The sequence below is a fragment of the Brucella sp. LJL56 genome (genome assembly GCF_054871705.1).
On sequence record NZ_JBTXLQ010000004.1, the window covers coordinates 120,552 to 144,398 of the forward strand.

Genomic DNA, 23,847 nt, shown 5'->3' on the forward strand with positions numbered 1-23,847 from the left:
CGCGCTCACACTGGCAAACCATCATGAAACCCTCTATCAGTCAGGCAACGCATTTGTGGAGGGGACTGAATGGCGAATGAACCAATGACAGGTTATTGCCTGCTGGTTGACGACTCCTCCGTCATTCGCAAAGTAGCCCGGCGCATCCTGTCCGAAACTATTGCAGAATTTGCCGAAGCCTCAACCGGTCGGGAAGCGCTCGAAACCTGTTTCTCGCGGATGCCCGACGTCGTTCTGCTCGACTACGACCTTCCCGATATGACGGCACTGGAAGTCGTGAGCGAGCTGCGCGCCATGCCAAACGGCAAGCAGCCCCGCATTGTCCTTTGTCTTTATGAACTCGACGTCACCCGCATCATGCGGGCAAAACGCGCCGGCGCCGATGGCTACATTCTGAAGCCATTTGACCGGGCCTACCTGACCGACCAGTTTGCAGGCATATTGTCCGCCTGAAATCCAAAGTGAATGATCACTTCAAAAAGCAAAAGCTCCGCCGAAGCGGAGCTTTTTACATTTCGGACTGTGTTGCCGATCAGGCGCTTTCGCGCATTTCTGCATCCGGCTCACGCAGCACATAGCCGCGACCCCAGACCGTCTCAATGTAGCTCTGGCTACCGGAAACAGCATCAAGCTTCTTGCGCAGCTTGCAGATGAAGACGTCGATGATCTTCAGTTCCGGCTCGTCCATGCCACCATAAAGATGGTTGAGGAACATTTCCTTGGTGAGCGTCGTACCCTTGCGGAGCGAAAGAAGCTCCAGCATCTGGTATTCCTTGCCGGTCAGATGAACACGCTGGCCGGAAACTTCGACCGTCTTCGCATCCAGATTGACGATCAGATCGCCCGTCGTGATGACCGACTGCGCATGTCCCTTCGAACGGCGCACAATCGCATGAATACGTGCGATCAGCTCGTCCTTGTGGAACGGCTTGGTCATGTAGTCATCGGCGCCGAAGCCCAGACCGCGAACCTTGTCCTCGATACCAGCCATGCCGGAAAGGATGAGGATCGGCGTCTTCACCTTGGACAGACGCAAGGTGCGAAGAACTTCGTAACCAGACATATCCGGCAAGTTTAGATCCAGCAGGATGATGTCGTAATCATACAGCTTGCCGAGATCGATGCCTTCTTCGCCCAGATCGGTCGTATAGACATTGAAACTCTCGGACTTGAGCATCAACTCAATGCTCTGTGCGATAGCACTGTCGTCTTCAATCAAAAGGACGCGCATCTCTTATCCCCTTTCCGCAGCCGACCAGATGTCCCTCACGGCGGCACACGGAACTGTCGTTGCCTTTGCATGAAGGTGCCAGCAAATGGTTAACAAAATATGATTCTGCTTGGCAAGCATATTTCTGTCCAGTTTAGAAAATTCTCTTACGCACCTGAATCATAAAGACATTCATTTCTTCACGACTCTAAAGCACCGCATTAAGAATCTTCGCTAAGCGATTCATCTGACTCTAGCTTTCGCCTGTTGCTCAAAAACCACACGAGGTTTACCGAGCCTTAAGTCCTAACGCGTATGATTAACTTCGCCGGTAAAGGAATGGTTACCAAACGAGCGAATTCTTAACTTTTTGTTTCGCTTGTTGAGCCAATTCGGAAAAACGGCTGCGATGATTTCCCCTCCAGGGGCTTGGATTCGCAAGGAGATTCGGGTGTCGACCGGGTGCGTTTTGCTCGTTTACACCTGTTAATAAAGTCGGGGGGAACGCCCCAACACATGAAAGCTGGTTGGTGTTCAAGGAGTATTGCGTATGAAGCCACGTGAAAGCCTAGTCAGGCTGAAACTGTTCCAGGTGAAGGAAAAACGCCGTCAACTGGGCCAGCTCGACCTGATGATCGGCGAGTTCGAACGGATGGCCGGAGAACTCGACGCCCAGATTCTATCCGAAGAAAAGAAAGCTGGCATCACTGACATCAATCATTTCGCTTATCCGACCTTCGCCAAGGCTGCACGCCAGCGACGCGACAACCTCTTCGTATCGATTCGCGATCTGATGTCCCAGAAGGAAGCGGCCGAAGCCGAATTGTCGGCTGCGGAAACCGAGCTGACAAAAGCCGAGGCGCTCGAAGAACGCGATGGCGGCAAGGCCCCGCGGGAGGTGATCGAACGCTCCGTGAACCAGCGCCGCGCCATGATCGGCTGATCGAGGCCATCTAGGGGTAATTCAAGACGCTGCTTTTGTTGAAAAGCGGCGTCTTGCCGTTTGCTGCAAACCCCTCTTTTTCCTCAATATATTGATATTTAGAAATCAATGTTTCTTGAATAAAAACGGATTTGCATAGCTCTCTCGCCAGATGTAGTGAGGAAGGGCAATGCAGAAAACCTCTCCTTCGGGGCCGAATTCGACCCCAAACAAATTCAGTTTCAAGCAGACAGCCAGGCCGATCCAATGGATCTTGCTGGTTGTATTTTCCGCTATCCTGATTTTCGCAGGGGAAGTGCTGCAGCTACCTGCCGCCATGCTTCTGGGCGCGATGCTCGGCGCAATATTGATGGCCGCTGGCGAAAGCACCTTGCGGGTTCACCGCTGGCTGTCACTGGCGGCACAGGCTGTTGTCGGGTCCCTCATCGCCCGTTCGATCACGGCAGAGTTTTTCACCAGCATGGGGCAACACCTGCCCGTCATCCTGCTATCCGTCGGCTATGTGCTGTTCACCAGCACCCTGATCGGCTATCTGCTCGCACGGTTTCGTATCCTGCCGGGAACAACCGCTGTGTGGGGCTCCTCTCCGGGCGCTGCCACCGCAATGACGCTGATGGCTGAATCGCACGGAGCGGATGCCCGTCTCGTCGCCTTCATGCAATATTTGCGTGTGGTGCTGGTCGCCACGGCCGCTTCGCTCGTCCTGCGCCTCAGCACAGGCGTGGAAACGGTTGCGCCCGTCGAGATCGTCTGGTTTCCACCCATTGATTGGTCCACCCTTGGCCCGACATTGCTTTTAATCGTCGGCGGCGCGTTCCTAGGAGAAATCCTCCGCATCCCGACTGGCGCCATGCTCGTGCCGCTCATATTGGGGGCACTGCTTCAGGACACCGGTTTCATCACTATCGACCTGCCACCATGGCTGCTCGCGGTCAGCTATCTGCTCATAGGCTGGCGCATCGGCCTCGGCTTCTCGCGCGCCATTATCGCTCATGCCGCGCGGGCCTTTCCGGCAGTTCTGACATCCACGCTGCTCCTCATCGCCGTCTGTGGGCTGTTCGGCATGGCGCTCGGTCACGTGCTGGGCCTCGACCCGCTGACAGCCTATCTCGCCACCAGCCCCGGTGGTGCCGATACAGTGGCGATCATCGCGGCATCAAGCAATGTCGATCTGCCCTTCATCATTGCGATGCAGACAAGCCGGTTCTTCATCGTACTACTGGCAGGCCCCGCTATCGCCCGTTTTGTCGCTGCGCGCATTGATGAGCGCACTATGAAAAAGAACCTTTAACGGCCCGATTGCCGGAACTGGCGGGGCCGTGTTAGGCTTTCGACATGACACAGGTTTGCACCCATCTCATGTTTCAGGGCAGTGCAGGCGCAGCTCTGGAAACATATCGTTCGATCTTTCCCGACTTCCTGATCGAGTCGATCAAAACCTATGACGAAGCGAGCGGCAGTCCCGGTAAGGTGCAGATTGCGCGTGTAACCTTCGCCGAACACCGCCTGATCGTGATCGACAGCCCCATTCCGCACCAGTTCGATTTCAACCCATCCATATCGCTGTTCATCGATTTCCACGATGAAGAAAGCCTGACCAGCGTTTTTGAAAAGCTTTCGGAAGGCGGCGAGACACTGATGCCGCTCGACAATTACGGTTTCAGCAAGCTTTTCGCCTGGATTAAGGACAAATACGGGGTTTCCTGGCAATTGAATTTGCAGGCATGACAAATAAAAAACCCGGCTTTCGCCGGGTTTTTCGTCAATCAGATTGGAAACTGATCAGGCCTTCTTGCCGTGGAAACCACGGATAGCGCCGATGATCTTGTCATGATCGGCTTCCGACAAATAGGGGTGCATCGGCAGGCTCAGAATACGGTTCGGCAGGCTTTCCGAAACCGGAAGACCGCCCGGCGCAACCGGATAATGCTTGTATGCAGTCTGCTGGTGCAACGGCTTCACGTAATAAATGACCGATGGAATGCCGGCTGCCTGAAGATGCGCCTTCAGACCGTCGCGGTTTTCGCTTTCAATCGAATACTGTGCCCAGGCCGAACGATTGCCAGTCGGAAGTGCCGGAACCTTGACCACGTCCTTGAGCAACTCATTGTAGCGTTTGGCAATACGGTCGCGCGCTTCCATTTCGTCTTCAAGGATTGCCAGCTTTTCCAGAAGAACAGCGGCCTGGATCGTATCCAGACGTGAGTTGATGCCGATACGAACATTGTCATACTGCGTTTCGCCCTTGCCGTGGAACAGCACGGAGCGCAGCGTGTCGGCAAGCTCGGCATCATTGGTAAACATGGCACCACCGTCGCCGTAGCAACCAAGCGGCTTGGCCGGATAGAAGCTCGTCGCACCAACATGACCGAAAGCACCACACATGACGTTGTCACGCTTGCCGCCGATCGATTGCGCAGCGTCTTCAATGACGAACAGGCCTTCGCGGTCGGCGATAGCGCTGATGCGGTTATAATCGGCAGCCAGACCGAACAGATCGACCGGAATGATCGCCTTCGGCTGCAGGCGGCCTTCCTTCCGGATAGCGGCGATGGCAGCTTCAAGCTGTTCGACATTCAGATTGTATGTATCCGCGTCTACGTCGATGAACACCGGCTCCGCGCCGACGAGCGCAACGACTTCCGCGGTGGCAGCAAAGGTGAAGGACGGAACGAATACCGCATCACCCGGACCAATGCCGCGTGCCATCAGGGGCATCTGCAAGGCGTCGGTACCGTTGGCGCAGGCGATGACGTGTTCCACGCCCAGATACTCGCCGAGTTTCTTTTCGAATTCGGCCACTTCCGGTCCAAGAATATAACGGCCTTCCGCAACAACCTTGGAAATGGCGGCATTGAGACGGTCTTCGATACGCGCGCGCTGCGCTCCAAGATCAATAAACTGCATGTTGGCTCCAATATATCTGGCCCGCACAATTCGATATGCGAATCCTCGGCAACCTATTTATTCGCTTGCGCCCTGCCCCGCTACGGCCAGAGCGTTCAAAGTTTTGCGATTCCTGTAACACCGCTTGACGCAGATTACTCGGACCGCACGGCTCCCTTTTAACGCGGGTGCCGGACAGTACCTTCCGTGAGAATGCGCAGCACGCTGATCGCTTCCTTGCCATCGGTCCGCGGCTTCTCGCGTGTCTCGATGCAATGCATGAAATGCTGCAATTCACGTGTCAGTGGCATGCCTTCCTCAACCGGGATATAGACCGGCTCGACGGATTTGAAAGACCACTGATCGTTTTCCCGCCAGACATCGTGGCTGTAGAGCGCAAGCTTGCGATCCCATGGCTCGACGTCATCGAATACAGCCATGCCTTTTGTGCCGGTGACTGTCAGGCGGCGCTCGCGATAGGCATTCAGACGCGACGCAAACAAATGCCCACGGATACCACTCGGAAAATCGAGATGAAGATGGGCGATGTCAGTGAGATGATTGAGCGTCGCGACGCCTTCTCCACGAACTGCGCTCGGCTCTTCTCCGGTGATCGCCAGGATCATCGAAAGATCGTGCGGCGCAAGGTCCCACAGGGCGTCGAACTCGTTGTGGAACTTGCCGAAGCCGACGCGATGCGAATGCACATAGCGGATGTCGCCGAGCTCGCCGCTTTTCACCATGTCGAGAAGCTTTTCGAAGGCCGGATGGAAACGCAGCACATGGCCAACCATGAACACGCGACCGTTTTCGCGGGCAGCCTCCACTTCGGCTTCCGCAGCCGGAATGTCGAGCGCGATCGGCTTTTCGACCAGCACGTCCTTGCCGTTCTTCACTGCCTGAATGGCGTATTGTGAATGAAACTGTGCCGGTAGCGCCAGAACGATGCCATCAATGTCCGGACGGCTGAACAACTCATCGACGGGAATGCTGGGAACGTTGAACTCGGTCGCGAAGCGTTCCGCCTGTTCTGCCCTTGAGTCCGAGACTGCCTGAAGGGCACCGAGGCTCTTCAGGGTACGAATGTGATTGCCGCCCCAATAGCCGCAACCCAAAACCGCAATACGAGGTGCCATAAAACTATGCCTTTGCTGATGCCAAGTTCCTTATCGGTGCAAATGATAGAAAACAAGACGAAAGCTATGCGAAGAATGCTTGACAGCTTTTCATTCCGCACATATACCGCCGCCATTCCTTGCAGGAACAACGATTTGTCCCACCGGAAACGGCGATCATGAAGTTGTCTCTGCAAAGCGACGCGTGGCGGAGTAGCTCAGTAGGTTAGAGCAGAGGAATCATAATCCTTGTGTCGGGGGTTCGAATCCCTCCTCCGCTACCAACGCCCCCCTGAAATGAACGCAATTTTCGTAGCTTGACCGGCAGTCGGCGAGCTTTATGCTGTGGGTTCATCTTTTGGACCCGGCCACCTTCATGCAAATCATCGCTCTCGATCATGTTCAACTGGCAATGCCGGAAGGCCAGGAGCAGAAAGCGCGCGATTTCTATGGCTCGATCCTGGGTTTCAAGGAAGTTCCAAAACCTGAGAATCTGGTAGCCCGCGGTGGCTGCTGGTTTGAAATGGGGACGATCAGGCTTCATCTGGGCGTTGAGCGCCCTTTCGCACCTGCGCGCAAGGCACATCCTGCATTTCTGGTCGACGATCTGCAGGAGATGACCGCACATCTGGCAAGAGCCGGTATCGAAGCTGTCGTGGATGAGCCACTGCAAGGTTATGAGCGTTGCTACATCCACGATCCGTTCGGCAATCGTATCGAATTGATGCAGAAAATTGCCTGATGGCATCGACCATCAGGCAATAAGGCTCAATTCGCTGCAGCAGCAATGATGCGGCAAAGCCCTTCGCGTACCACCGACTTGCTGGTTGCCTGTCCCGCCTGAATACTGAAAATCGCATCGACACGTGTGCCCTTACCCTGCGCCCGCGCAGTTACGCGCAAGGTCTGGATACGGCCTGATCCGGTCGTCTCCTGAAAAGCATCAATCGAAGCGAGCTGTTTGTTGATCTTGATGCCTGAGAAACCTTCGGCGGCAACAGCTTGTGCCAGACGCTGCAAGGCGGTCGACGATTTCACACCGGCAAAGTTTTGTGTCGAGCGATAGCTCATCGCAGTTACGAGCGGAACGCCCTCGGACTTGAAATTCTGTTCACACGAAGCAGCAAAGCCTGCCCCGGCCATCGTCAGGGTCAGGAGACCCGCAATCAGGAACACCCGCATTCATCTCTCCCTCAACTATATACAGAAGGACTAATAAGCTGTCATAGCCGCGCCGCCAACGGGAAGTTGATGCCCATGCGGCAACACTTCACTGGATTGTGGTCAACACAGCGATTATATCTGCCCTACAGCACGTCTCCCGAAAGGAGGGACCGGTTTCGGGATAAAGACATGCGTAAAAACAAACGGATAGAGCTGTTCCAACGACTCTGTTTAACTGGAGCCGCTCGAGAATCCACCTCTGGCACAAAGACATTCGACAAGCGATCATGACCGTTCTCATCAATCAGCCTCATCCGTCCATTGATCCAGCCTCCATTGAAAAGCTGGTGGCCACTTTCTACGGACGGGCGCGCGAAGATGCAGTTATCGGGCCGATTTTCGCCGATGCAGTTCACGATTGGGATCATCATATCGCACAGATCGCTACATTCTGGTCGTCAGTTATTCTCAAGACTGGCAGCTATGACGGGCGCCCCATGGCGCCACATCTGAAGCTGGGATTGAAGAACGAACATTTTGACCGCTGGCTCGAGCTTTTCGAGAAAACCGCGCGCGAAATATTCCCGCCCGAAGCCGCAATCATTTTCATCGACCGGGCGCAGCGCATTGCCGACAGTTTTGAAATGGCAATCGCCACCAACACGGGACAGATTTCCGCACCACGGCATTCTCGACGCCCTCTTTAACCAAAAAGAGCGCGCAACCCTTGCGGGCAATGCAACATATCTTGTCATTGAATATTTAACTATATAAGCACGTCCCCAGAATAAGCGGAATGCAACTCAGTCACGTCAACAGAAAATAAAGGCTTGCGGGAGCAGATAAAGCCAAACGCGCGATGGTGTGTTTGCGATGTAGCTAATATTCGCAACATATCACTTGCATAAAGGGGCAGAATTTCGAACAGTTGCCGCAGCTTTTTTGAAAGCTCAAGAGATCGTGTTGTCGCGTCAACCCAGACGCGAACATTCGACTTGAGCGGATATGCAGGGAGATAAATTATGAATGAATCCATTCGCGAACTTTTGGCCAAGGTCGGCAGCCTGCCGGGACCCGTGACCGACATCGCCGACGATGCCGATCTTTACAGCGCGGGCCTGTCCTCCTTTGCATCGGTTCAGCTCATGCTTGGTCTGGAAGACAAGTTCGATATCGAATTTCCGGACCAGTATCTCAATCGCAAGTCTTTCGCGAGCATCAAGGCCATCGAACAGACGATCACCCAGATTCTCAAGGACAAAGAGGCTGCATAATGAATGCCGGGGCGGGAAACAGTCTTTCAGAGCGCGTAGGCCGCGTTGCGGCCATAGCGGGTAAATTTTCCGATAGCGTCGATAAGGAAGGCCGCTTCCCGCGTGAAGCAATCGATGCAATGAAGGCCGAAGGTCTGCTCGGCATTCAGGTGCCAAGTGAGTTCGGCGGCGAGAGTGCAGAAATCGACCAGATTGCGGAACTATGTTGCGTTCTCGGACAGTCCTGTGCGTCGAGCGCGATGATTTTCGCCATGCATCACATCAAGCTTTCAAGCGTGGTGGAACACGGCCAAACGGTCGAGTGGCACCGGGACTTCATGCGCAAAATCGCGAAAGACCAGTTGTTGCTTGCGTCCGCAACGACTGAAGGCGGCATCGGCGGCGATCTGCGCAATTCGATCTGCGCCATTGAGGTCGACGGCGATATCTGCCGTCTGGAAAAGAACGCCACTGTCATTTCCTATGGCACCTATGCAGATGCCATTTTGATCACGTCGCGCTCCCACAAGGATGCCGCCTCGTCGGATCAGGTGATGACCGTGTTCCTGAAAGACCAGTACACACTCGAAAAGACCCATGATTGGGACACGCTCGGCATGCGCGGCACCTGCTCGGAAGGATTTGTGTTCCGCGGCGAGGCCGACAAGGTGCAAATCCTGCCGCATCCTTTCGCTGAAATCGCAGCGCAATCCATGCTGGCGCAGTCGCATACGCTGTGGAGCTCGCTCTGGTATGGCATCGCCGTCGATGCGGTCAACCGGGCGCAGGCATTCGTGCGCGCCGCCGCAAAGCGCAATCCGGGCGCGCCGCAGCCGGGCGCATTGCGCGTTGCCGAAGCATCCAACATGCTTCAGATGCTGAAGTCCGAAATCGTCGCCTGCCTCAAGACCTATCGCGAAGCAAAGCACGACCCTGACAAGCTGGCATCGATGGGCTTTGCGATTGCGATGAACAATCTCAAGATTGCCGCGTCACAAACGATCCTTCAGATCATCAATCACGCCATGCTGGTCTGCGGCATCATGGGCTACAAGAATGGCACGCCTTTCAGTCTCGGACGCCATCTGCGCGACGCGCATTCCGCGCAACTAATGATTTCAAACGAGCGCATCCTCGGCAATACGGCCACGATGTTGCTCATTCACAAACAGAACACCAGCCTTTTGGGATAATCGCCATGGATGCTCAGAGATCATTTCTAGACCGGCTTTTTGATTCCGGTCTCCTGATCGACACCGGCGTGGAAGGTCTATATGGACGCTCCGGCCAGTTCGAAGATGTCATCCAGGCATTCGAACGCCTGATAGATCGTACCGGAGGCAATGACGGCGCCGAAGCGATCCGCTTCCCGCCCGGCATGAACCGCGCTTTTTTCGAAAAAAGCGGCTACATGAAAAGCTTCCCGCAACTCGCCGGCACGGTGCACAGCTTCTGTGGTTGCGAGCTTGACCACGTCAACCTCATAAAGTGCATGGATGAAGGCACGGACTGGACGCTGGAACAAAAGGCTACGGACATCGTTCTGACGCCCGCAGCCTGCTATCCGCTCTATCCCACGATTGCCAAGCGCGGACCGCTGCCGCAGGGTGGCGGGCTTTACGACCTGCAATCCTATTGCTTCCGCCATGAACCATCGGTTGACCCTGCCCGCCAGCAGCTTTTCCGCATGCGTGAATATGTGCGCATGGGCACGGAAGCCGATGTGATGTCGTTCCGCCAGCTCTGGATCGACCGTGGCACGGAAATGATGAAGAAGGTCGAACTGCCCGTCGAGATCGACGTCGCCAACGACCCGTTCTTCGGACGTGCTGGCAAGTTGCTGGTCAACAACCAGCGCGACCAGAACCTGAAATTCGAACTGCTGATTCCGATCACCAGCGTCGAAAAGCCGACCGCCTGCATGAGCTTCAATTATCATCAGGACCAGTTCGGCGTGAAGTGGGGCCTCTCGCTCGATGACGGTGCCGTGGCACACACCGCCTGCGTCGGGTTCGGGCTGGAGCGCATCGCACTGGCGCTCTTCCATCATCACGGTCTGGATGTTGAAATCTGGCCGGAAAACGTACGCAAGGAATTGTGGGGCTGATCGCGACCATGAAGGCAGTTTTTCCGAACATCGCGCCCGACCGTTACACGCCGCACGCTTTGCATGCCCAGACGCGTATCTGGCCGGAAACCAACTGCTATGTCGATCTTTGGATCGAAGTGCTGGCAACATTGGGCGTCGCCCCGGAAGCCATGCTCGGCTTCACGCTGACGCAGGATTTCGAGGGCGACCAGTTCACCTTCTTCAAGGTGCCGCTGGAAGACCTTGAAGCCCTTTATGGTGTGCGGGCGACGGAGCTTGCAATTTTCGATCATGTGGAAAGCCATATCGCCGAGCAGATTGCGCGCGGACGCCTTTGCATGATCGAAATGGACAGCTATTTCATGCCTGATACGCATGGCGTCAGCTACCGCACGGAACATGGCAAGACGACCATCGCCATCAACCGCATGGACGTCGAAAGCCGCTCGCTCGATTATTTCCACAATGGCAGTTTCTATCACCTCGAAGGTGAGGATTTCGACGGCGTTTTCCAGCGTCATCTGACGGAAGCCGACCTGCCCTTCCTGCCCTATACGGAATTCGCCAAGTTTCCGAAGCATGTGCCGGATGAGGCGCATCAGCGACGCATTGCCGAAATCCTTCTGACACGCCATTTTGCGCGGAGACCGACGGAAAACCCGATCCGCGCTTTTGCCAGCGTGTTCCCCGCTCAGGTTGAAGCAATCGCCGAACGCCCGTTTGGCTTCTTCCATAAATATGCCTTCAACACGCTGCGTCAGCTCGGCGCAAATTTCGAACTCGCGGCAAGTCACCTCGACTGGCTTGGGCAAGGCAAGCGCTTTGCAACGGCCTCGGCAGATGCCTTGCAGATCGCGGAAACAGCAAAGGCCGTCCAGTTCCAGCTCGCCCGCGCCGTGATGCGCAAAAAGTTCGACGCATTGGCCGGAACGCTTCAACCGGCAGCGGATGCCTGGGATCGGCTGATGGCAGCGCTGGCAACGGAACTCGGTCGCGATGCGGCTTGAACTGAACCCGACCAGCCGACCACTCTCTGCCGGGTGGCGGCTCGTCATCACCGGCCCGGATGCAGCGCAATCGCCGCACGACGTCCCGCGCAGTGAGACAATTGACAATGCTCCCGTACCCGGCACAGTGGCGGAAGCACTGGATAAATCCGGACGCTTCGACCGGAAAAACCCCGCACCGCTCGACAATCAGGATGCCTGGTATTTCCTCGATCTCAAGGAAACACCCGGCCCGGTCACCCTGCATTTTGGCGGACTTGCCACGATCTGCGACGTCTTTTTCAACGGCGAACTGCTGCTGCAGACCGACAGCATGTTCCTTGGCCATGATCTGGCCGTCATACTGACCGGCAAGGATGAGCTCGCGCTGTGTTTTCGCGCGCTCGCTCCCCGTCTCGCCCAGAAAGGTCCGCGTGCCCGCTGGCGCACACAACTGATGAACACGCAAGGCCTGCGCCTCGTCCGCACGACCACGCTTGGCTACATGCCGGGCTGGTGCCCGGAAGTGCATGCCGTTGGCCCATGGCGTCCAATTACAATCAGCCGCTATGACGCTGAAGCCATATCCGGCATTGCCATTCAGGCGAAATTGACCGCAACCAGCCATGGTGAACTTGGGGTCAGCTTTACCTATAGCGGCAAAACCGAAACGCCCACCCTCCATTGTGCGGGGCAGAAAACCGCCTGCGAGCGCCAAAACGGCGATCAGTGGGCGGCAAGGCTGACGCTTCCCAATATCGAACCATGGTGGCCGCACACGCATGGCAATCCGACGCTTCACGATGTCGAACTTTCGCTCGACGGTGAAAAGCAGTTGCTCGGGCGTACTGGTTTTCGCAGCATCGAAGTCGACCGTGGACCGGACGGCAAGGGATTTGCACTCAAGATCAATGGCGAGAAGATCTTCTGTCGTGGTGCGGTATGGAGTTCCGCCGATATCGTCCGTCTCCCCGGCGCGCGCAGCGATTATGAGCCATGGCTGAAGCTCGCACAGGAAGCGGGCATGAACATGCTGCGGCTGAGCGGCATCACCACCTATGAGACACCGGATTTCTATGCGCTTTGCGACGAGCTGGGCATCATGGTGTGGCAGGACTTCATGTTCGCCAACTTCGATTACCCGGTGAAGGACGAAACTTTTGTCGCCAAAGTAAGAGCGGAAGCTTGTCAGATTCTCAACGCCGTCCGACATGCGCCGTCGCTGACAGTTCTTTGCGGCGGCAGCGAAATCTACCAACAAGGCGCGATGATGGGCCTCCCGGAAGCAACCTGGAAAGGTCCGCTTACCGAGGAAATTTTACCCAGCATCGCTGTCGAGCTTTGCCCGAATATTCCCTATGTGCCGAATTCGCCCTGCTATGGCGCCCTCCCCTTCATCAGCAATGAAGGTGTCAGCCACTATTACGGCGTCAGTGCCTATTGCCGACCAATGGAAGATGCACGGCGTGCGGAAGTGCGCTTTGCGACCGAATGTCTGGCCTTCTCCAACGTGCCGGAAACGCGCACGCTGAAAACCCATCTCGATGTGCCGCCAGTCCACGATCCGCGCTGGAAGGCAGGTGTGCCCCGCGATCGTGGCGTATCCTGGGATTTCGAGGATGTGCGGGACGCCTATCTGGAGATGTTATACAGCTACGATCCGGCGCGGTTGCGGCGCGAGGATATGGAACAATATCTCCACCTTTCCCGCGCCGTCACTGCGGAAGTGATGGAAGCGACCTTCGCCGAATGGAGACGCCCCGAAAGCACCTGTTTTGGTGCACTTCTCTGGATGTTTCAGGATCTTCTGCCGGGTGCCGGTTGGGGCATGATCGATGCGACCGGCGAACCCAAGGCTTCGTGGTATGGCCTCAAGCGCGCCTTCCGCCCGCAACAACTCGCCTTGACCGATGAAGGCATCAACGGCCTTGCGATTCACATTCTGAACGAGCAGGTGGAATCCGCTGATCTTTCGCTTGAATTAGCATGTCTGCGCACCGGTTCGCAGCCGGTGGCTTCCGGTCGCCAAGATCTTTCAATTGCCGGTCGTTCAACGATAACCGTCCCCGCCACCGACCTGTTCGGCGCATTTTTCGATGTCACTTACGCCTATCGTTTCGGCCCTGCGGCACATGACGTCACGGTGGCTCGACTGAAGCGTAATGATGTTACAGTCGCTGAAGCGTTTCACTTTCCGCTTGGACGGACAAAGGCCTTTCACGATGCCGCCGTCGAAGCTGTGCCTGTCGAAAAGAACGGGAACTGGTTCCTCGATCTGAAAACACCGGTTCTGGCCCAATCCGTCAGCATCGATGCAGGTGACTGGCGCGCGGCGGAGAACTGGTTTCACCTTGCTCCCAATGAGACCAAACGCATCGCACTCATCCCGCGTAAGGATGCGCAGGAGAAACCAACGGGCGAAATCCGTATCGCCGGTTCGTCCCGGATCGTCTGGTTCTAACCACGCATGGCCAGCGAACGGATCTCATCGATATAGATTTCGCGTGAATGTTCCGGCGTCAGATTATGATCGGCATCGGGAATGAGGGCGACCGACACATTGTCGAAACCCTGCACGCTGCTGCCCGCCTGATCGAAATAGAAATCGAAATGTTCGCGCCCGGTGTCCTTTTCGGCATAGACCAATGCCACTGGTACCTGACGTTGCTTCAATTCGTCAAAAGCCGAGTAGACCGCTCGTCCTTCCACTGTGCGGCTGCGCAGCAGCTTGCGTGCCAGACTGCGAACACGCCCGACGATCCCTCGCATGAGGTTGCGCAGGATAGCACGGATGTCCAATTCACCGCGAAACAGACGCTGGAATGTTTCGGCACGGAGCGCGCGACTGCCGTAATCCTCCAGCGTGCGATTGCCTTCGCGAACAGCATCCTCAACCGAGCGCTCTGGCGCCCAATAAAATGTCACCGGATTGACGAGAACCGCACCGGAAATGCGTTCATCTTTGAGGGCGCTGTGGAACCCCAGAAACGCACCGCTGCACCGTCCGGCGACAACGGGACGCCCCCAGCCTATGGCGTCAAGATAATCGAGAGCTTCGGCAACATCTGTTTCTGGTCCTTGGGTGTAAAGCACCTGTTCCGGCATGCCCGGATTGGGTGGACTATCACCTGCATTCGCGATGTCGAAGCGCAGGGAAGCCAACCCTTCCCGTGCAAGCTTGCGTGCCATATCAACAGTGGTGCGGCCCCATCCGACACGCCGGTCATAGGATGATGACAGGAAAAGGACCGTTCTGCCGCGCCGTTCGCCCAAGGGCGCACAGATAACGCCTGAAAGGCGATCGCCAGAACCGAAAGATACAGGCGTTTCGATAAAACCGTCGCCCGTCAACGAGCCGCCAAGAGCGCTATCATCGGGCTTATTCTGCGCAGGATCAGACCCTGCAAGGCCTGCCACCCAATCGACAAGCCGATCCGCGACTTCCAGAGGAAGCCGAGAGATAACCGGGTTCGAAATCAGCTTGTCGTAATCGGCAAAGGCTTCAACCGTCACGTCCGCACCCAGTTTTTCCAGATGCGTCGCCAGTTCGGCATCGTTCGGACGCTCCGTCCGTGCCAGCAAAAGACATTGCGGCGCGGGCTTCGTCTCCAGTGACAGAAGATTGATCTTCTTCACATCGGCAGCCACTTGCCGCTGCATCGTCAGCGATGCGATGGAAACGCTGTTCTTGATCCTCTGCGCATCGGTCAGTCCCAGATCGGCATCGACCATGCTCGACCAGACGGCCAGTTCGCGCGTATAGAACCGTCCTGAAATGACCGGCGCCAGTAGCGCCAATGCCGCGATACCGTCGATCCGGGCTGCAGTTTCGGCAGCGACGGCTGCACCAAGGCTCTGCCCTATGATAATGACGCGGCGTGCCCCTGACAGGTCGCGCGCTTTCCGAGCAGCCTCCACCAAGGTATTTTGCCAGAGCGCCAGCCCCTGTGAAAAATCGATGTCATCACGCCCATCGCCCGTGCCGGGCCAGTCAAAACGGAAAGAAGCGATGCCATGCACCGACAGTTCGTCGGCAATGACGCGCCAGAATTTGCGTGTCGTGCAGAGTTCTTCCAGCCCCCAGGGACTGGAAAATACGACAACTATATCAAGAGATTGGCCAAGGGGAGCCTGAAAAAGGCCGAGTGTCTCGCAGAAGACGACGGGGCTGGCGGCAAGCCGCACGGTCCTTGCCGATTGTCTAAAGAATGTTTCGCTTTCCACCCTGTCGCCCATGCTCGATGCACCCCATCACAGAAATCACATCCTGCAATAATAGAAATCGCGCACGGCACAAGAGTTTATCGCATTGATTGTGAAAGAGCGTCCCCGCCGCGCATCAAGCGCGGCAGGGTTGCAACAGGTAGAGCCCATCTTCCAAAAGTGGAAGCTGCTCAAAAGATCAGAAATCAGGCCGCTGGCTTGGACTTTTCGGCCTGAAGCTGCTGCTTGTGGCGCAACAACATGCCGTAAAGATCGCGCGGCTCATCCGGATCAGCCAGCAGATCGAGCTGCTCATAAAAGCCCGTATCCTTCAGCTTGTCACGAACATAGCGCAGAGCCGAAAAGTCTTCCGTTGCAAAGCCGACAGAGTCGAACAGCGTTATCTGACGCACATCCTTGCGGCCTTCGGTCTTGCCGGTAATCACTTCCCACAATTCATTGACGGGATAATCTTCCGGAAGCTGCTGGATTTCGCCTTCAATGCGGGTCTGCGGCGGATATTCGACGAAGATATCCGAACGACGGAGGATATCGCCGTGCAGCTCCGTCTTGCCTGGGCAGTCACCGCCAACCGCGTTGATATGAACGCCAGCACCAACCATATTGTCGGTCAGGATCGTCGCATTAAGCTTGTCGGCCGTTACGGTCGTGATGATTTCCGCACCCTCGACCACTTCTTCAACATCCTTGCAGATCACGATATCAATGCCTGCACCTTCCAGATTGCGCGCGCATTTTTCCGAAGCCGTGCGGTCAATGTCATAGAGACGCAGCTTGTCGATACCGAGAATTGCCTTGAACGCCAGGGCCTGAAACTCACTCTGAGCGCCGTTGCCGATGATCGCCATCGTGCGCGCATTCTTCGGCGCAAGATGCTTGGCTGCGACTGCCGAGGTTGCAGCCGTGCGCAGCGCCGTCAGAATGGTCATTTCGGTCAGAAGCATCGGATAACCGCTGCCAACATCCGAGAGAACGCCAAAGGCCGTAACCGTCTGCAGGCCGTCACGCGTATTCTTCGGATGACCGTTCACATATTTGAAGCCGTACATCGTACCGTCGCTTGTCGGCATCAGCTCGATCACGCCTTCATCGGAATGCGAAGCCACGCGCGGCGTCTTGTCGAAGCTTTCCCAGCGGCGGAAATCCTCTTCCACATAATCGGCGAGCTCCTTGAGGAAGGTTTCGACGCCGACGGAAAGCACCAGCTTCATCATGTGATCGACACTGACGAAAGGGACGATATTGAGGTTCGGTTGGGTCATTATTACTCCTAAAGCATCTGCGGCCAGATGAGCGACATCTGGCGTCGCATCAATGCGGCCTCCTGAATTCAGTAATTGATGGTTGGACGGTCCATGACGCTGCGGCCCAAAAGGCTCGCCATCAGGTCAACCATCACGGTTGCGGTGCGTCCGCGTTCATCGAGAAACGGATTAAGCTCAACGAGATCGAGGCTTGTCACCAGATCGCTGTCGTGCAGCATTTCCATGATGAGATGTGCTTCACGGAAGGTCGCACCGCCGGGAACCGTGGTGCCCACAGCGGGCGCAATCGAAGGTTCAAGGAAATCGACATCGAGACTCACATGAAGAAGACCGTTTTCGTCCTTCACGCGCTGCAGGAAGCGGCGCAACAGGGCTGCCACACCGTGCTCATCAATAAGGCGCATGTCATAGACGGCAACATCGGTCTGCTTGATCGCAGCACGTTCTGCCGGATCAACACTGCGAATGCCCATCATGCAAACATTGGCGGGATCAATCGGCGCTGCCAATGTCGGAAAATAGCCTTCAAAGCCCTTCTGGCCCGTGTAATAGGCAACAGGTGTACCATGCAGATTGCCGCTGCCCGTCGTTTCCAGCGTATGGAAATCCGTATGCGCATCAAGCCACAGCACAAATTGCTTGAGGCCCTTTTCCGCGGCGCGGCGCGCAATGCCGGGAACAGTGCCTGCTGCAAGCAGATGATCGCCACCGAGGAAGATCGGGAAACCTTCTTCGCTTTCGCGATAAGCAGCTTCGCTGATTGCTTCGATCCAGGCGACAGCCTGCGGCAGTGCCTTGATCACAGGATTGGGATGGGTCAGCGGGCGCAGTTCAGCCGGAGCCAGATTGCCGAGATCGGTAAACTCGTGGCCAAGCTCGCGAATTGCATCCGCAATGCCAGCGGCGCGATAACCGTCAGGGCCCATATTGCAGCCGAGACGTCCAGTGCCTTCCTGAACAGGCAATCCCAAAATCTTGCAATGCATAAAGTGCTACTCCAGAGAAATTATTGCCCTAGATTGACCATTTACGCTTGGCGATGTGAAGCAACCGGATTGGCAATTTTAATGGTTTGGTTTATCAGAATGTCGGATTGGCTTTTCAAAATGGAGAAAACATGGACGACCTGGATGAAAAGCTAATCACGCTTTTACGTCACAATGGCCGACGCAGCATTTCGGATGTGGCAATCGATCTCGGTGTTTCCCGCGCGACGGTTCGCGCCCGTATGGAACGACTGGAACAGTCCGGAGACATCATCGGCTACACAGTGATCCTGCGGTCCGATGCGGTCGATCTGCCGGTGCGTGGCATCATGATGATCGAAATCGAAGGCCATGTCGCCGACCGTGTGGTCAAGGCGCTTGGTGGCTTCTCGGAAATTTCAGCCGTTCACACTACCAATGGTCGTTTCGATCTGGTGGTGGAACTGGGTGCTGCAACACTGACCGATTTCGATGCCGTGCTGCGCCGCATTCGACTGGTGCCGGGCATCAAGGCCAGCGAAACCAATCTGCTGCTCGCCACCCCGCGCTCAACCCGGGCAAGGTTATAAACGACAAAGAGGCCAGAGTTTCTCCGGCCTCTTTATTTTCATGATCAGGCAAGGAGCGGATAGTCCGTATAGCCCTTGGCACCACCGCCATACATATGCTGCTGATCCAGCTCATTGAGCGGCGAATTATCCTTCAAACGGCGAACAAGATCCGGATTTGAGATAAACGGCTTGCCAAAGGCAACCACATCGGCGCGACCGCTTTCGACTTCCTCTTCGGCAAGTGCGCGGTCATAACCATTGTTGACCATCCATGCAGCCTTGCCGCCCGCATCGCGATAGACCCGCTTGAGACGCGCATAATCGAATGGCTGCGGACCCTGCTGGAAATCGCGTGGACCGCCGGTCGCACCTTCGATGATGTGAATATATGCAAGACCGTAAGAGGCAAGCTTTTCGAGCACATAGTCGAACAGCGGCTGTGGATCGGAATCCGATGAGTCATTGGCAGGTGTTACCGGCGAAAGACGAATACCGACCTTTCCGGCACCAACCGCTTTCGTCACGGCATCGACGACTTCGAACAGGAAGCGGGCGCGGTTTTCGATCGAGCCACCATATTCATCGGTGCGGTGATTGCTGCCCGAACGCAGGAACTGATCGATCAGATAGCCGTTTGCAGCGTGGATTTCGACACCGTCAAAACCAGCTACTTCAACAGCGTCCTTTGCAGCTTTGGCATAGGTCGCAACGATTTCCGGCAACTCGCTCTTGTCCAGTGCGCGCGGCTCGGAGGTTGGCGCAAATTCGCCTGTGCCATCAGGATGCACGAGATAGGTCTTCGACTTGGCCGTGATGGCCGAAGGTGCTACCGGCTTGCCGCCATTTGGCTGCAGGCTGTCGTGCGAAATACGGCCCACATGCCACATCTGCACGACGATCTTGCCGCCTGCGCTATGCACGGCGTCGGTCACGCGCTTCCAGCCGGCAAGCTGCTCATCGGAATAAAGGCCCGGCACATCGGCATAGCCTTGCCCCTGATGGCTGATCGGCGTTGCCTCGGTGATGATAAGACCGGCGCTTGCGCGCTGTTCATAATAGGTAACGTTGAGATCGTTTGGCACAGCGCGGGGTGAGCGATTGCGCGTCAGCGGTGCCATAACGATGCGATTGGCAAGCTTGAGATCGCCGATAGTAACTGGATCGAACAATGTGGCCATGGATGCATTTCCTTCAAGTGGGAAAGATCGTTTCAGGATGGATTAAAGATCGGACAATGATTTGAGCAAGGCGGTAATCGCCTCCTCATCGCGCTTGTAGAAGGTCCATTGGCCAACGCGGTGGGGCGTAATCAGCCCCGCTTTCGTCAGCACGGACAAATGAGCAGAAACGGTGGATTGGGAAAGACCGCACCGTTCGAACTGACCGGCGCACACACCCATCTCCAGGGGCATGTGCTGAGCGGAGAAATGCCTCTCCGGCTGCTTGAGCCAGCTCAAAATGTCGAGACGAACTGGATGGCCAAGTGCCTTGAGTATCTCGTCCAACGGCATAGCCGTTGCTATAGATTGATTAGCCGACATCATGGTCACCTCGCTGATCTTCATTCATATCGTCATTTCACGATATAAGTATCGTTTAAATTCGATTTAAAAAGAGGGAGGCTGTTCACATGCGCGTGAAGAGGTAAATCGACGCCTTTCCTGTGGAACATCGATACTGCCTTGATTGCGCCGAACCGGCATCCGACTATGTTCGCCGTAATAGTGGAGAATTGGAAAATACATGGCGGACATCACCAAGCGTATTGCCGGGATTATAGCGGCGGAGATCAATGCAAAGCCGGAACAGGCAATCGCCGCTATTGGCCTGCTGGATGAAGGCTCAACCGTGCCTTTCGTCGCCCGTTACCGCAAGGAAGTCACCGGCGGGCTTGATGACACGCAACTGCGCCAGCTTTCAGAGCGCCTCTCCTACTTGCGCGAACTCGAAGCACGCCGCAGCTCCATTCTGGAATCGATCCGCAGTCAGGAAAAGCTGACACCGGAACTGGAACTGAAAATCGCTGGCGTTCAGACCAAGGCCGAGCTTGAAGATCTTTATCTTCCCTATAAGCCCAAGCGCCGCACCAAAGCGGAAATTGCCCGCGAACGCGGCCTTGGCCCCCTTGCCGAAGCGATACTCACCGACCGCAGGCTGGTTCCCGCCGAGATTGCTGTGCAATATGTCACCGGAGACGTTGCCGATGTGAAGGCAGCACTGGATGGTGCGCGCGACATCATCGCTGAAGGCTTTGCAGAAAACGCCGAACTGCTCGGCAATCTGCGCAACTATCTCAAAGATCGTGCCGTGTTGCGCTCGCGCGTTGTCGATGGCAAACAGGGCGCAGGCGCGAAGTTCTCCGATTATTTCGACCATTCCGAACGCTGGGCAAATGTTGCAGGCCACCGCGCTCTCGCCATGCTGCGCGGCCGCAACGAGGATTTTCTGTCGCTCGACATTGAAATCGACGCCGACGACACCTCGCCTGTAAAGCCGGTCGAACGCAAGATTGCCGCCGCCTATAATATCGGTGCAACCCTGCCCGGTGATCGCTGGCTCATGGAAGTTGCTGGCTGGGCATGGCGCGTCAAACTTTCGCTTTCGTTGTCGCTTGATCTGATGCGCGACTTGCGTGAACGCGCCGAGGAAGAAGCCATCAACGTCTTCGCCCGCAACCTCAAAGACCTGCTGTTGGCCGCGCCTGCCGGTTCGCGTGCCACCATGGGCCTTGATCCAGGCATCCGCACCGGCGTCAAGGTCGCAATCATCGATGGTACGGGCAAACTGCTCGACACAACGACGGTCTATCCGTTTCCGCCAAAGAACGATGTGCGTGGCACCCAGGCCGAACTGGCAAGCCTGATCCGCAAACACAAGATCGAGCTGATTGCCATCGGCAATGGCACAGGCAGTCGCGAAACCGAACGGCTTGTCGTGGATATGCTCACCGACATGCCCGCGCCAAAGCCGCTGAAAGTCATCGTGTCGGAAGCAGGTGCATCGGTCTATTCGGCATCAGAAGCCGCAGCAGCCGAATTCCCGCAGCTCGACGTATCGCTGCGCGGTGCCGTTTCCATCGCCCGCCGCTTGCAGGACCCTTTGGCGGAACTCGTCAAGATCGAGCCGAAATCCATCGGCGTCGGCCAATACCAGCATGATGTCGATCAGTCCCGTCTGGCGCGTTCGCTCGATGCAGTGGTCGAAGATGCAGTGAACGCTGTCGGCGTTGATCTCAACACGGCATCCGCCTCACTGCTGGCGCGTGTGTCCGGTCTCGGAAAGTCGCTCGCCGAAGCAATTGTCGCGCATCGCGATGACGCCGGTGCCTTCAAGAACCGCAAGGAACTTCTGAAAGTCGCCCGCCTCGGCAACCGCGCTTTTGAACAATGCGCAGGCTTCCTGCGTATCGCGAACGGCACCGAGCCGCTCGATGCATCCTCCGTTCACCCGGAAGCCTATGGCATTGCCAAGAAGATCGTTTCTGCCTGCGGTCGCGATGTGCGCAGTCTCATGGGCGACAGCGCAGCGCTCAAGGCACTCGATCCGCGCGTCTTTGTCGATGAGCGTTTCGGCCTGCCAACCGTGCGCGACATTATTGCCGAGCTCGACAAGCCCGGCCGCGACCCGCGTCCTGAATTCAAGACCGCGACATTTGCGGACGGCATTGATGACATCAAGGACCTGAAACCCGGCATGATGTTGGAAGGCACCGTCACAAATGTTGCGGCCTTTGGTGCATTCGTTGATATCGGCGTGCATCAGGACGGGCTTGTCCATGTTTCGCAGCTCGCCGACCGCTTTGTCAAAGACCCGCATGAAGTGGTCAAGGCTGGCGATGTGGTGAAGGTGCGCGTGACGGAAGTAGACGTGCCACGCAAGCGCATCGGCCTCACGATGCGCAAGGATGGTGGCGAATCCCCTGCCCCACGTGACCCTATAAGCCGCGACCGGCAGCCCGCTAAGAACTTCGCGCCGCAGCGCAAACAGGAACAGCCATCAACCGGCGGTTTTGGCGCTGCGTTGCTGGAAGCAATGAAGAAGAAATGAAAACGACGAACGGCCTTTGCGATCTTGCGTAGAGGCCGTTCAGCTTGCCGCCTGTTGTAAGGGACGATTGACTTGTCCAGAAATCCTTCGGCCAACCGCAATCATCGGCTTCTCCACATAACGATAAGTCAGGATCGAAACCGCGAACGATCCAACGACACACAATGCTATCGTGATGAGATCGCTTAAGGTGCCTGTCGGCGGCAAGAACAGGTAAATCGTCCAACAGACCGGGACGTGAAAAAGATAGATCGAGTAACTTATCTCACCTGTTGAAGACAGAAGCTCCGATTGTGGTCTCATCGTCCAGAGTGACAGAAGAAAGACGAAAAAAGCTGCCAAATAAGATGCAATGACCGGGAATTTTCCCACGATGAAGAACGTGTCATTTCGAGCAAGAGAAAAGTCTCCAATCGAGACAATAATGCTCATCTGTACAATGATCAGCACGAGAGCCGCCCATAAAGCGCCCCTTTCCTTTTCAATGACGGCAAAGCGGAGCAGCAATCCGCAAAACAGAAACGATAGATGAAGCCCGATATAGATAACGGGCAGATTGACGCCGAGGAAGCGCAGCAGAAACGGCCCACCGGTTGAGAGCGCCAGCAACAGCCCGGCCGCGAAGACCAGCAAGGGTTGTCGCAAAATCCCGGCCATGAAGGCCACGGCGATCAATACATAGAAGGCCAGCTCGATAAACAGCGTCCAGTAAACACCGGAAAGCCACGGCTGCCCGAAAACATTCGCCGCCATGGTCGCATTGGCCAGCACGGTTTTCAATTCTGGCGTGTTTCCGGTGAATACCAGATAGCCACACATGAAAAGCAGTGAAAGCCAGAACGCAGGGTATAGACGGAAGAACCGACCGATTGCAAATCGCCTGATCGGCTGGTCACCCTTGATGCTGAAAGGCACCACGAAACCGCTGATCAGAAAAAACAGCACCACGCCAAAACGGCCGAAGTCAAAACTCGAAACTATCGAGGTAAGAAAACCAATCAGAGCTGTACTCTGATCAGATGCGTCCCGGATGAAATCACCAAAGATATGATGAAATAAAACCGATGTGGCTGCAATCGCGCGCAACCCATCTATATTGGAAAACCGCCCCGCCCCCATCGCCCCCTC

At 56.0% G+C, this 23,847-nt stretch carries 23 protein-coding genes and 1 tRNA gene; 14 read left to right on the forward strand and 10 right to left on the reverse strand.

The features are described 5' to 3' along the window. Nucleotides 1-69 precede the first annotated feature (69 nt). The gene (locus tag ACYSN1_RS14925) at nucleotides 70-453 is read left to right on the forward strand and encodes a response regulator (RefSeq protein WP_461726401.1); all 384 of its coding nucleotides are present in this window, start codon (nucleotides 70-72) and stop codon (nucleotides 451-453) included. Between the two features lie 79 nt (nucleotides 454-532). On the opposite strand, the gene ctrA is transcribed toward ACYSN1_RS14925, so the two are convergent. After that, nucleotides 533-1,231, reverse strand: a complete 699-nt coding sequence (ctrA, locus tag ACYSN1_RS14930) for a response regulator transcription factor CtrA (RefSeq protein WP_105542391.1) — start codon at nucleotides 1,229-1,231, stop codon at nucleotides 533-535. Nucleotides 1,232-1,760: 529 nt separating this feature from the next. Here ctrA and ACYSN1_RS14935 point away from each other — a divergent pair. The 3 genes from ACYSN1_RS14935 (at nucleotide 1,761) to ACYSN1_RS14945 (ending at nucleotide 3,881) form a co-directional block, all read left to right on the forward strand. Next, the gene (locus ACYSN1_RS14935; protein ID WP_461726402.1) at nucleotides 1,761-2,153 is read left to right on the forward strand and encodes a flagellar export protein FliJ; all 393 of its coding nucleotides are present in this window, start codon (nucleotides 1,761-1,763) and stop codon (nucleotides 2,151-2,153) included. A 169-nt stretch (nucleotides 2,154-2,322) separates the two neighbouring features. Beyond that, on the forward strand, nucleotides 2,323-3,444 hold the full coding sequence (locus ACYSN1_RS14940; RefSeq protein WP_461726403.1) for an AbrB family transcriptional regulator: 1,122 nt from the start codon (nucleotides 2,323-2,325) through the stop codon (nucleotides 3,442-3,444). A 44-nt stretch (nucleotides 3,445-3,488) separates the two neighbouring features. After that, entirely contained in the window at nucleotides 3,489-3,881 is a 393-nt protein-coding gene (locus ACYSN1_RS14945; RefSeq protein ID WP_109987278.1) for a VOC family protein, read from the forward strand. Between the two features lie 54 nt (nucleotides 3,882-3,935). On the opposite strand, the gene ACYSN1_RS14950 is transcribed toward ACYSN1_RS14945, so the two are convergent. After that, nucleotides 3,936-5,060: a DegT/DnrJ/EryC1/StrS family aminotransferase gene (locus tag ACYSN1_RS14950; protein WP_461726404.1), complete on the reverse strand. Its 1,125-nt coding sequence runs from the start codon at nucleotides 5,058-5,060 to the stop codon at nucleotides 3,936-3,938. A gap of 158 nt (nucleotides 5,061-5,218) precedes the next feature. Continuing rightward, nucleotides 5,219-6,175 carry a Gfo/Idh/MocA family protein gene (locus tag ACYSN1_RS14955; RefSeq protein WP_461726405.1) on the reverse strand — a complete coding sequence of 319 codons (957 nt, stop codon included), beginning with the start codon at nucleotides 6,173-6,175 and terminating at the stop codon, nucleotides 5,219-5,221. A gap of 186 nt (nucleotides 6,176-6,361) precedes the next feature. Here ACYSN1_RS14955 and ACYSN1_RS14960 point away from each other — a divergent pair. Then, a tRNA-Met gene (locus ACYSN1_RS14960) sits at nucleotides 6,362-6,438 on the forward strand. 92 nt (nucleotides 6,439-6,530) lie between these two features. Then, entirely contained in the window at nucleotides 6,531-6,896 is a 366-nt protein-coding gene (locus ACYSN1_RS14965) for a VOC family protein (RefSeq protein ID WP_461726406.1), read from the forward strand. A gap of 26 nt (nucleotides 6,897-6,922) precedes the next feature. On the opposite strand, the gene ACYSN1_RS14970 is transcribed toward ACYSN1_RS14965, so the two are convergent. Then, the gene (locus tag ACYSN1_RS14970) at nucleotides 6,923-7,336 is read right to left on the reverse strand and encodes a hypothetical protein (RefSeq protein WP_461726407.1); all 414 of its coding nucleotides are present in this window, start codon (nucleotides 7,334-7,336) and stop codon (nucleotides 6,923-6,925) included. Between the two features lie 269 nt (nucleotides 7,337-7,605). Here ACYSN1_RS14970 and ACYSN1_RS14975 point away from each other — a divergent pair, with 269 nt between their 5' ends. From ACYSN1_RS14975 to ACYSN1_RS15000, 6 genes are all read left to right on the forward strand, one after another. Further along, the gene (locus tag ACYSN1_RS14975) at nucleotides 7,606-8,025 is read left to right on the forward strand and encodes a group III truncated hemoglobin (protein ID WP_461726408.1); all 420 of its coding nucleotides are present in this window, start codon (nucleotides 7,606-7,608) and stop codon (nucleotides 8,023-8,025) included. A 315-nt stretch (nucleotides 8,026-8,340) separates the two neighbouring features. Next, nucleotides 8,341-8,592 (forward strand): acyl carrier protein, encoded by a 252-nt coding sequence (locus ACYSN1_RS14980; RefSeq protein WP_140021628.1) that lies wholly within the window; start codon nucleotides 8,341-8,343, stop codon nucleotides 8,590-8,592. After that, nucleotides 8,592-9,764 (forward strand): acyl-CoA dehydrogenase family protein, encoded by a 1,173-nt coding sequence (locus tag ACYSN1_RS14985; RefSeq protein WP_140021627.1) that lies wholly within the window; start codon nucleotides 8,592-8,594, stop codon nucleotides 9,762-9,764. Before ACYSN1_RS14980 ends, ACYSN1_RS14985 begins: the two co-directional genes overlap by 1 nt. A gap of 5 nt (nucleotides 9,765-9,769) precedes the next feature. Continuing rightward, nucleotides 9,770-10,678, forward strand: coding sequence for an amino acid--[acyl-carrier-protein] ligase (locus ACYSN1_RS14990; protein WP_151555949.1), 909 nt, complete (start codon nucleotides 9,770-9,772; stop codon nucleotides 10,676-10,678). Nucleotides 10,679-10,686: 8 nt separating this feature from the next. After that, nucleotides 10,687-11,667, forward strand: a complete 981-nt coding sequence (locus tag ACYSN1_RS14995; protein ID WP_461726409.1) for a DUF1839 family protein — start codon at nucleotides 10,687-10,689, stop codon at nucleotides 11,665-11,667. Continuing rightward, complete coding sequence (locus ACYSN1_RS15000) at nucleotides 11,657-14,107, forward strand: glycoside hydrolase family 2 protein (protein WP_461726410.1); 2,451 nt, start codon at nucleotides 11,657-11,659, stop codon at nucleotides 14,105-14,107. The genes ACYSN1_RS14995 and ACYSN1_RS15000 overlap by 11 nt, the downstream gene beginning before the upstream one ends. Here ACYSN1_RS15000 and ACYSN1_RS15005 read toward each other — a convergent pair. The 3 genes from ACYSN1_RS15005 to rocF all read right to left on the reverse strand — a co-directional run bounded on the left by ACYSN1_RS15005 (nucleotide 14,104) and on the right by rocF (nucleotide 18,121). Beyond that, nucleotides 14,104-15,882: an alpha/beta fold hydrolase gene (locus ACYSN1_RS15005; protein WP_461726411.1), complete on the reverse strand. Its 1,779-nt coding sequence runs from the start codon at nucleotides 15,880-15,882 to the stop codon at nucleotides 14,104-14,106. The two genes, ACYSN1_RS15000 and ACYSN1_RS15005, sit on opposite strands and share 4 nt — an antisense overlap. Before the next feature lie 173 nt (nucleotides 15,883-16,055). Further along, nucleotides 16,056-17,132 carry an ornithine cyclodeaminase gene (locus ACYSN1_RS15010; RefSeq protein WP_461726412.1) on the reverse strand — a complete coding sequence of 359 codons (1,077 nt, stop codon included), beginning with the start codon at nucleotides 17,130-17,132 and terminating at the stop codon, nucleotides 16,056-16,058. 68 nt (nucleotides 17,133-17,200) lie between these two features. Then, nucleotides 17,201-18,121: an arginase gene (rocF, locus tag ACYSN1_RS15015; protein ID WP_461726413.1), complete on the reverse strand. Its 921-nt coding sequence runs from the start codon at nucleotides 18,119-18,121 to the stop codon at nucleotides 17,201-17,203. 131 nt (nucleotides 18,122-18,252) lie between these two features. On the opposite strand from rocF, the gene ACYSN1_RS15020 reads away from it, so the two are divergent. After that, on the forward strand, nucleotides 18,253-18,690 hold the full coding sequence (locus ACYSN1_RS15020; protein WP_140021621.1) for an Lrp/AsnC family transcriptional regulator: 438 nt from the start codon (nucleotides 18,253-18,255) through the stop codon (nucleotides 18,688-18,690). Nucleotides 18,691-18,734: 44 nt separating this feature from the next. Here the strand turns inward: ACYSN1_RS15020 and ACYSN1_RS15025 are convergent, their stop codons facing one another. Both ACYSN1_RS15025 and ACYSN1_RS15030 read right to left on the reverse strand, forming a co-directional pair. Beyond that, nucleotides 18,735-19,850 carry an alkene reductase gene (locus ACYSN1_RS15025; RefSeq protein ID WP_461726414.1) on the reverse strand — a complete coding sequence of 372 codons (1,116 nt, stop codon included), beginning with the start codon at nucleotides 19,848-19,850 and terminating at the stop codon, nucleotides 18,735-18,737. Between the two features lie 42 nt (nucleotides 19,851-19,892). After that, nucleotides 19,893-20,183 (reverse strand): ArsR/SmtB family transcription factor, encoded by a 291-nt coding sequence (locus tag ACYSN1_RS15030; RefSeq protein ID WP_461726577.1) that lies wholly within the window; start codon nucleotides 20,181-20,183, stop codon nucleotides 19,893-19,895. Nucleotides 20,184-20,415: 232 nt separating this feature from the next. On the opposite strand from ACYSN1_RS15030, the gene ACYSN1_RS15035 reads away from it, so the two are divergent. Further along, nucleotides 20,416-22,719: a Tex family protein gene (locus ACYSN1_RS15035; protein WP_461726415.1), complete on the forward strand. Its 2,304-nt coding sequence runs from the start codon at nucleotides 20,416-20,418 to the stop codon at nucleotides 22,717-22,719. A gap of 39 nt (nucleotides 22,720-22,758) precedes the next feature. Here ACYSN1_RS15035 and ACYSN1_RS15040 read toward each other — a convergent pair whose 3' ends face one another. After that, nucleotides 22,759-23,838: an acyltransferase family protein gene (locus tag ACYSN1_RS15040; RefSeq protein WP_461726416.1), complete on the reverse strand. Its 1,080-nt coding sequence runs from the start codon at nucleotides 23,836-23,838 to the stop codon at nucleotides 22,759-22,761. Nucleotides 23,839-23,847 lie beyond the last annotated feature (9 nt).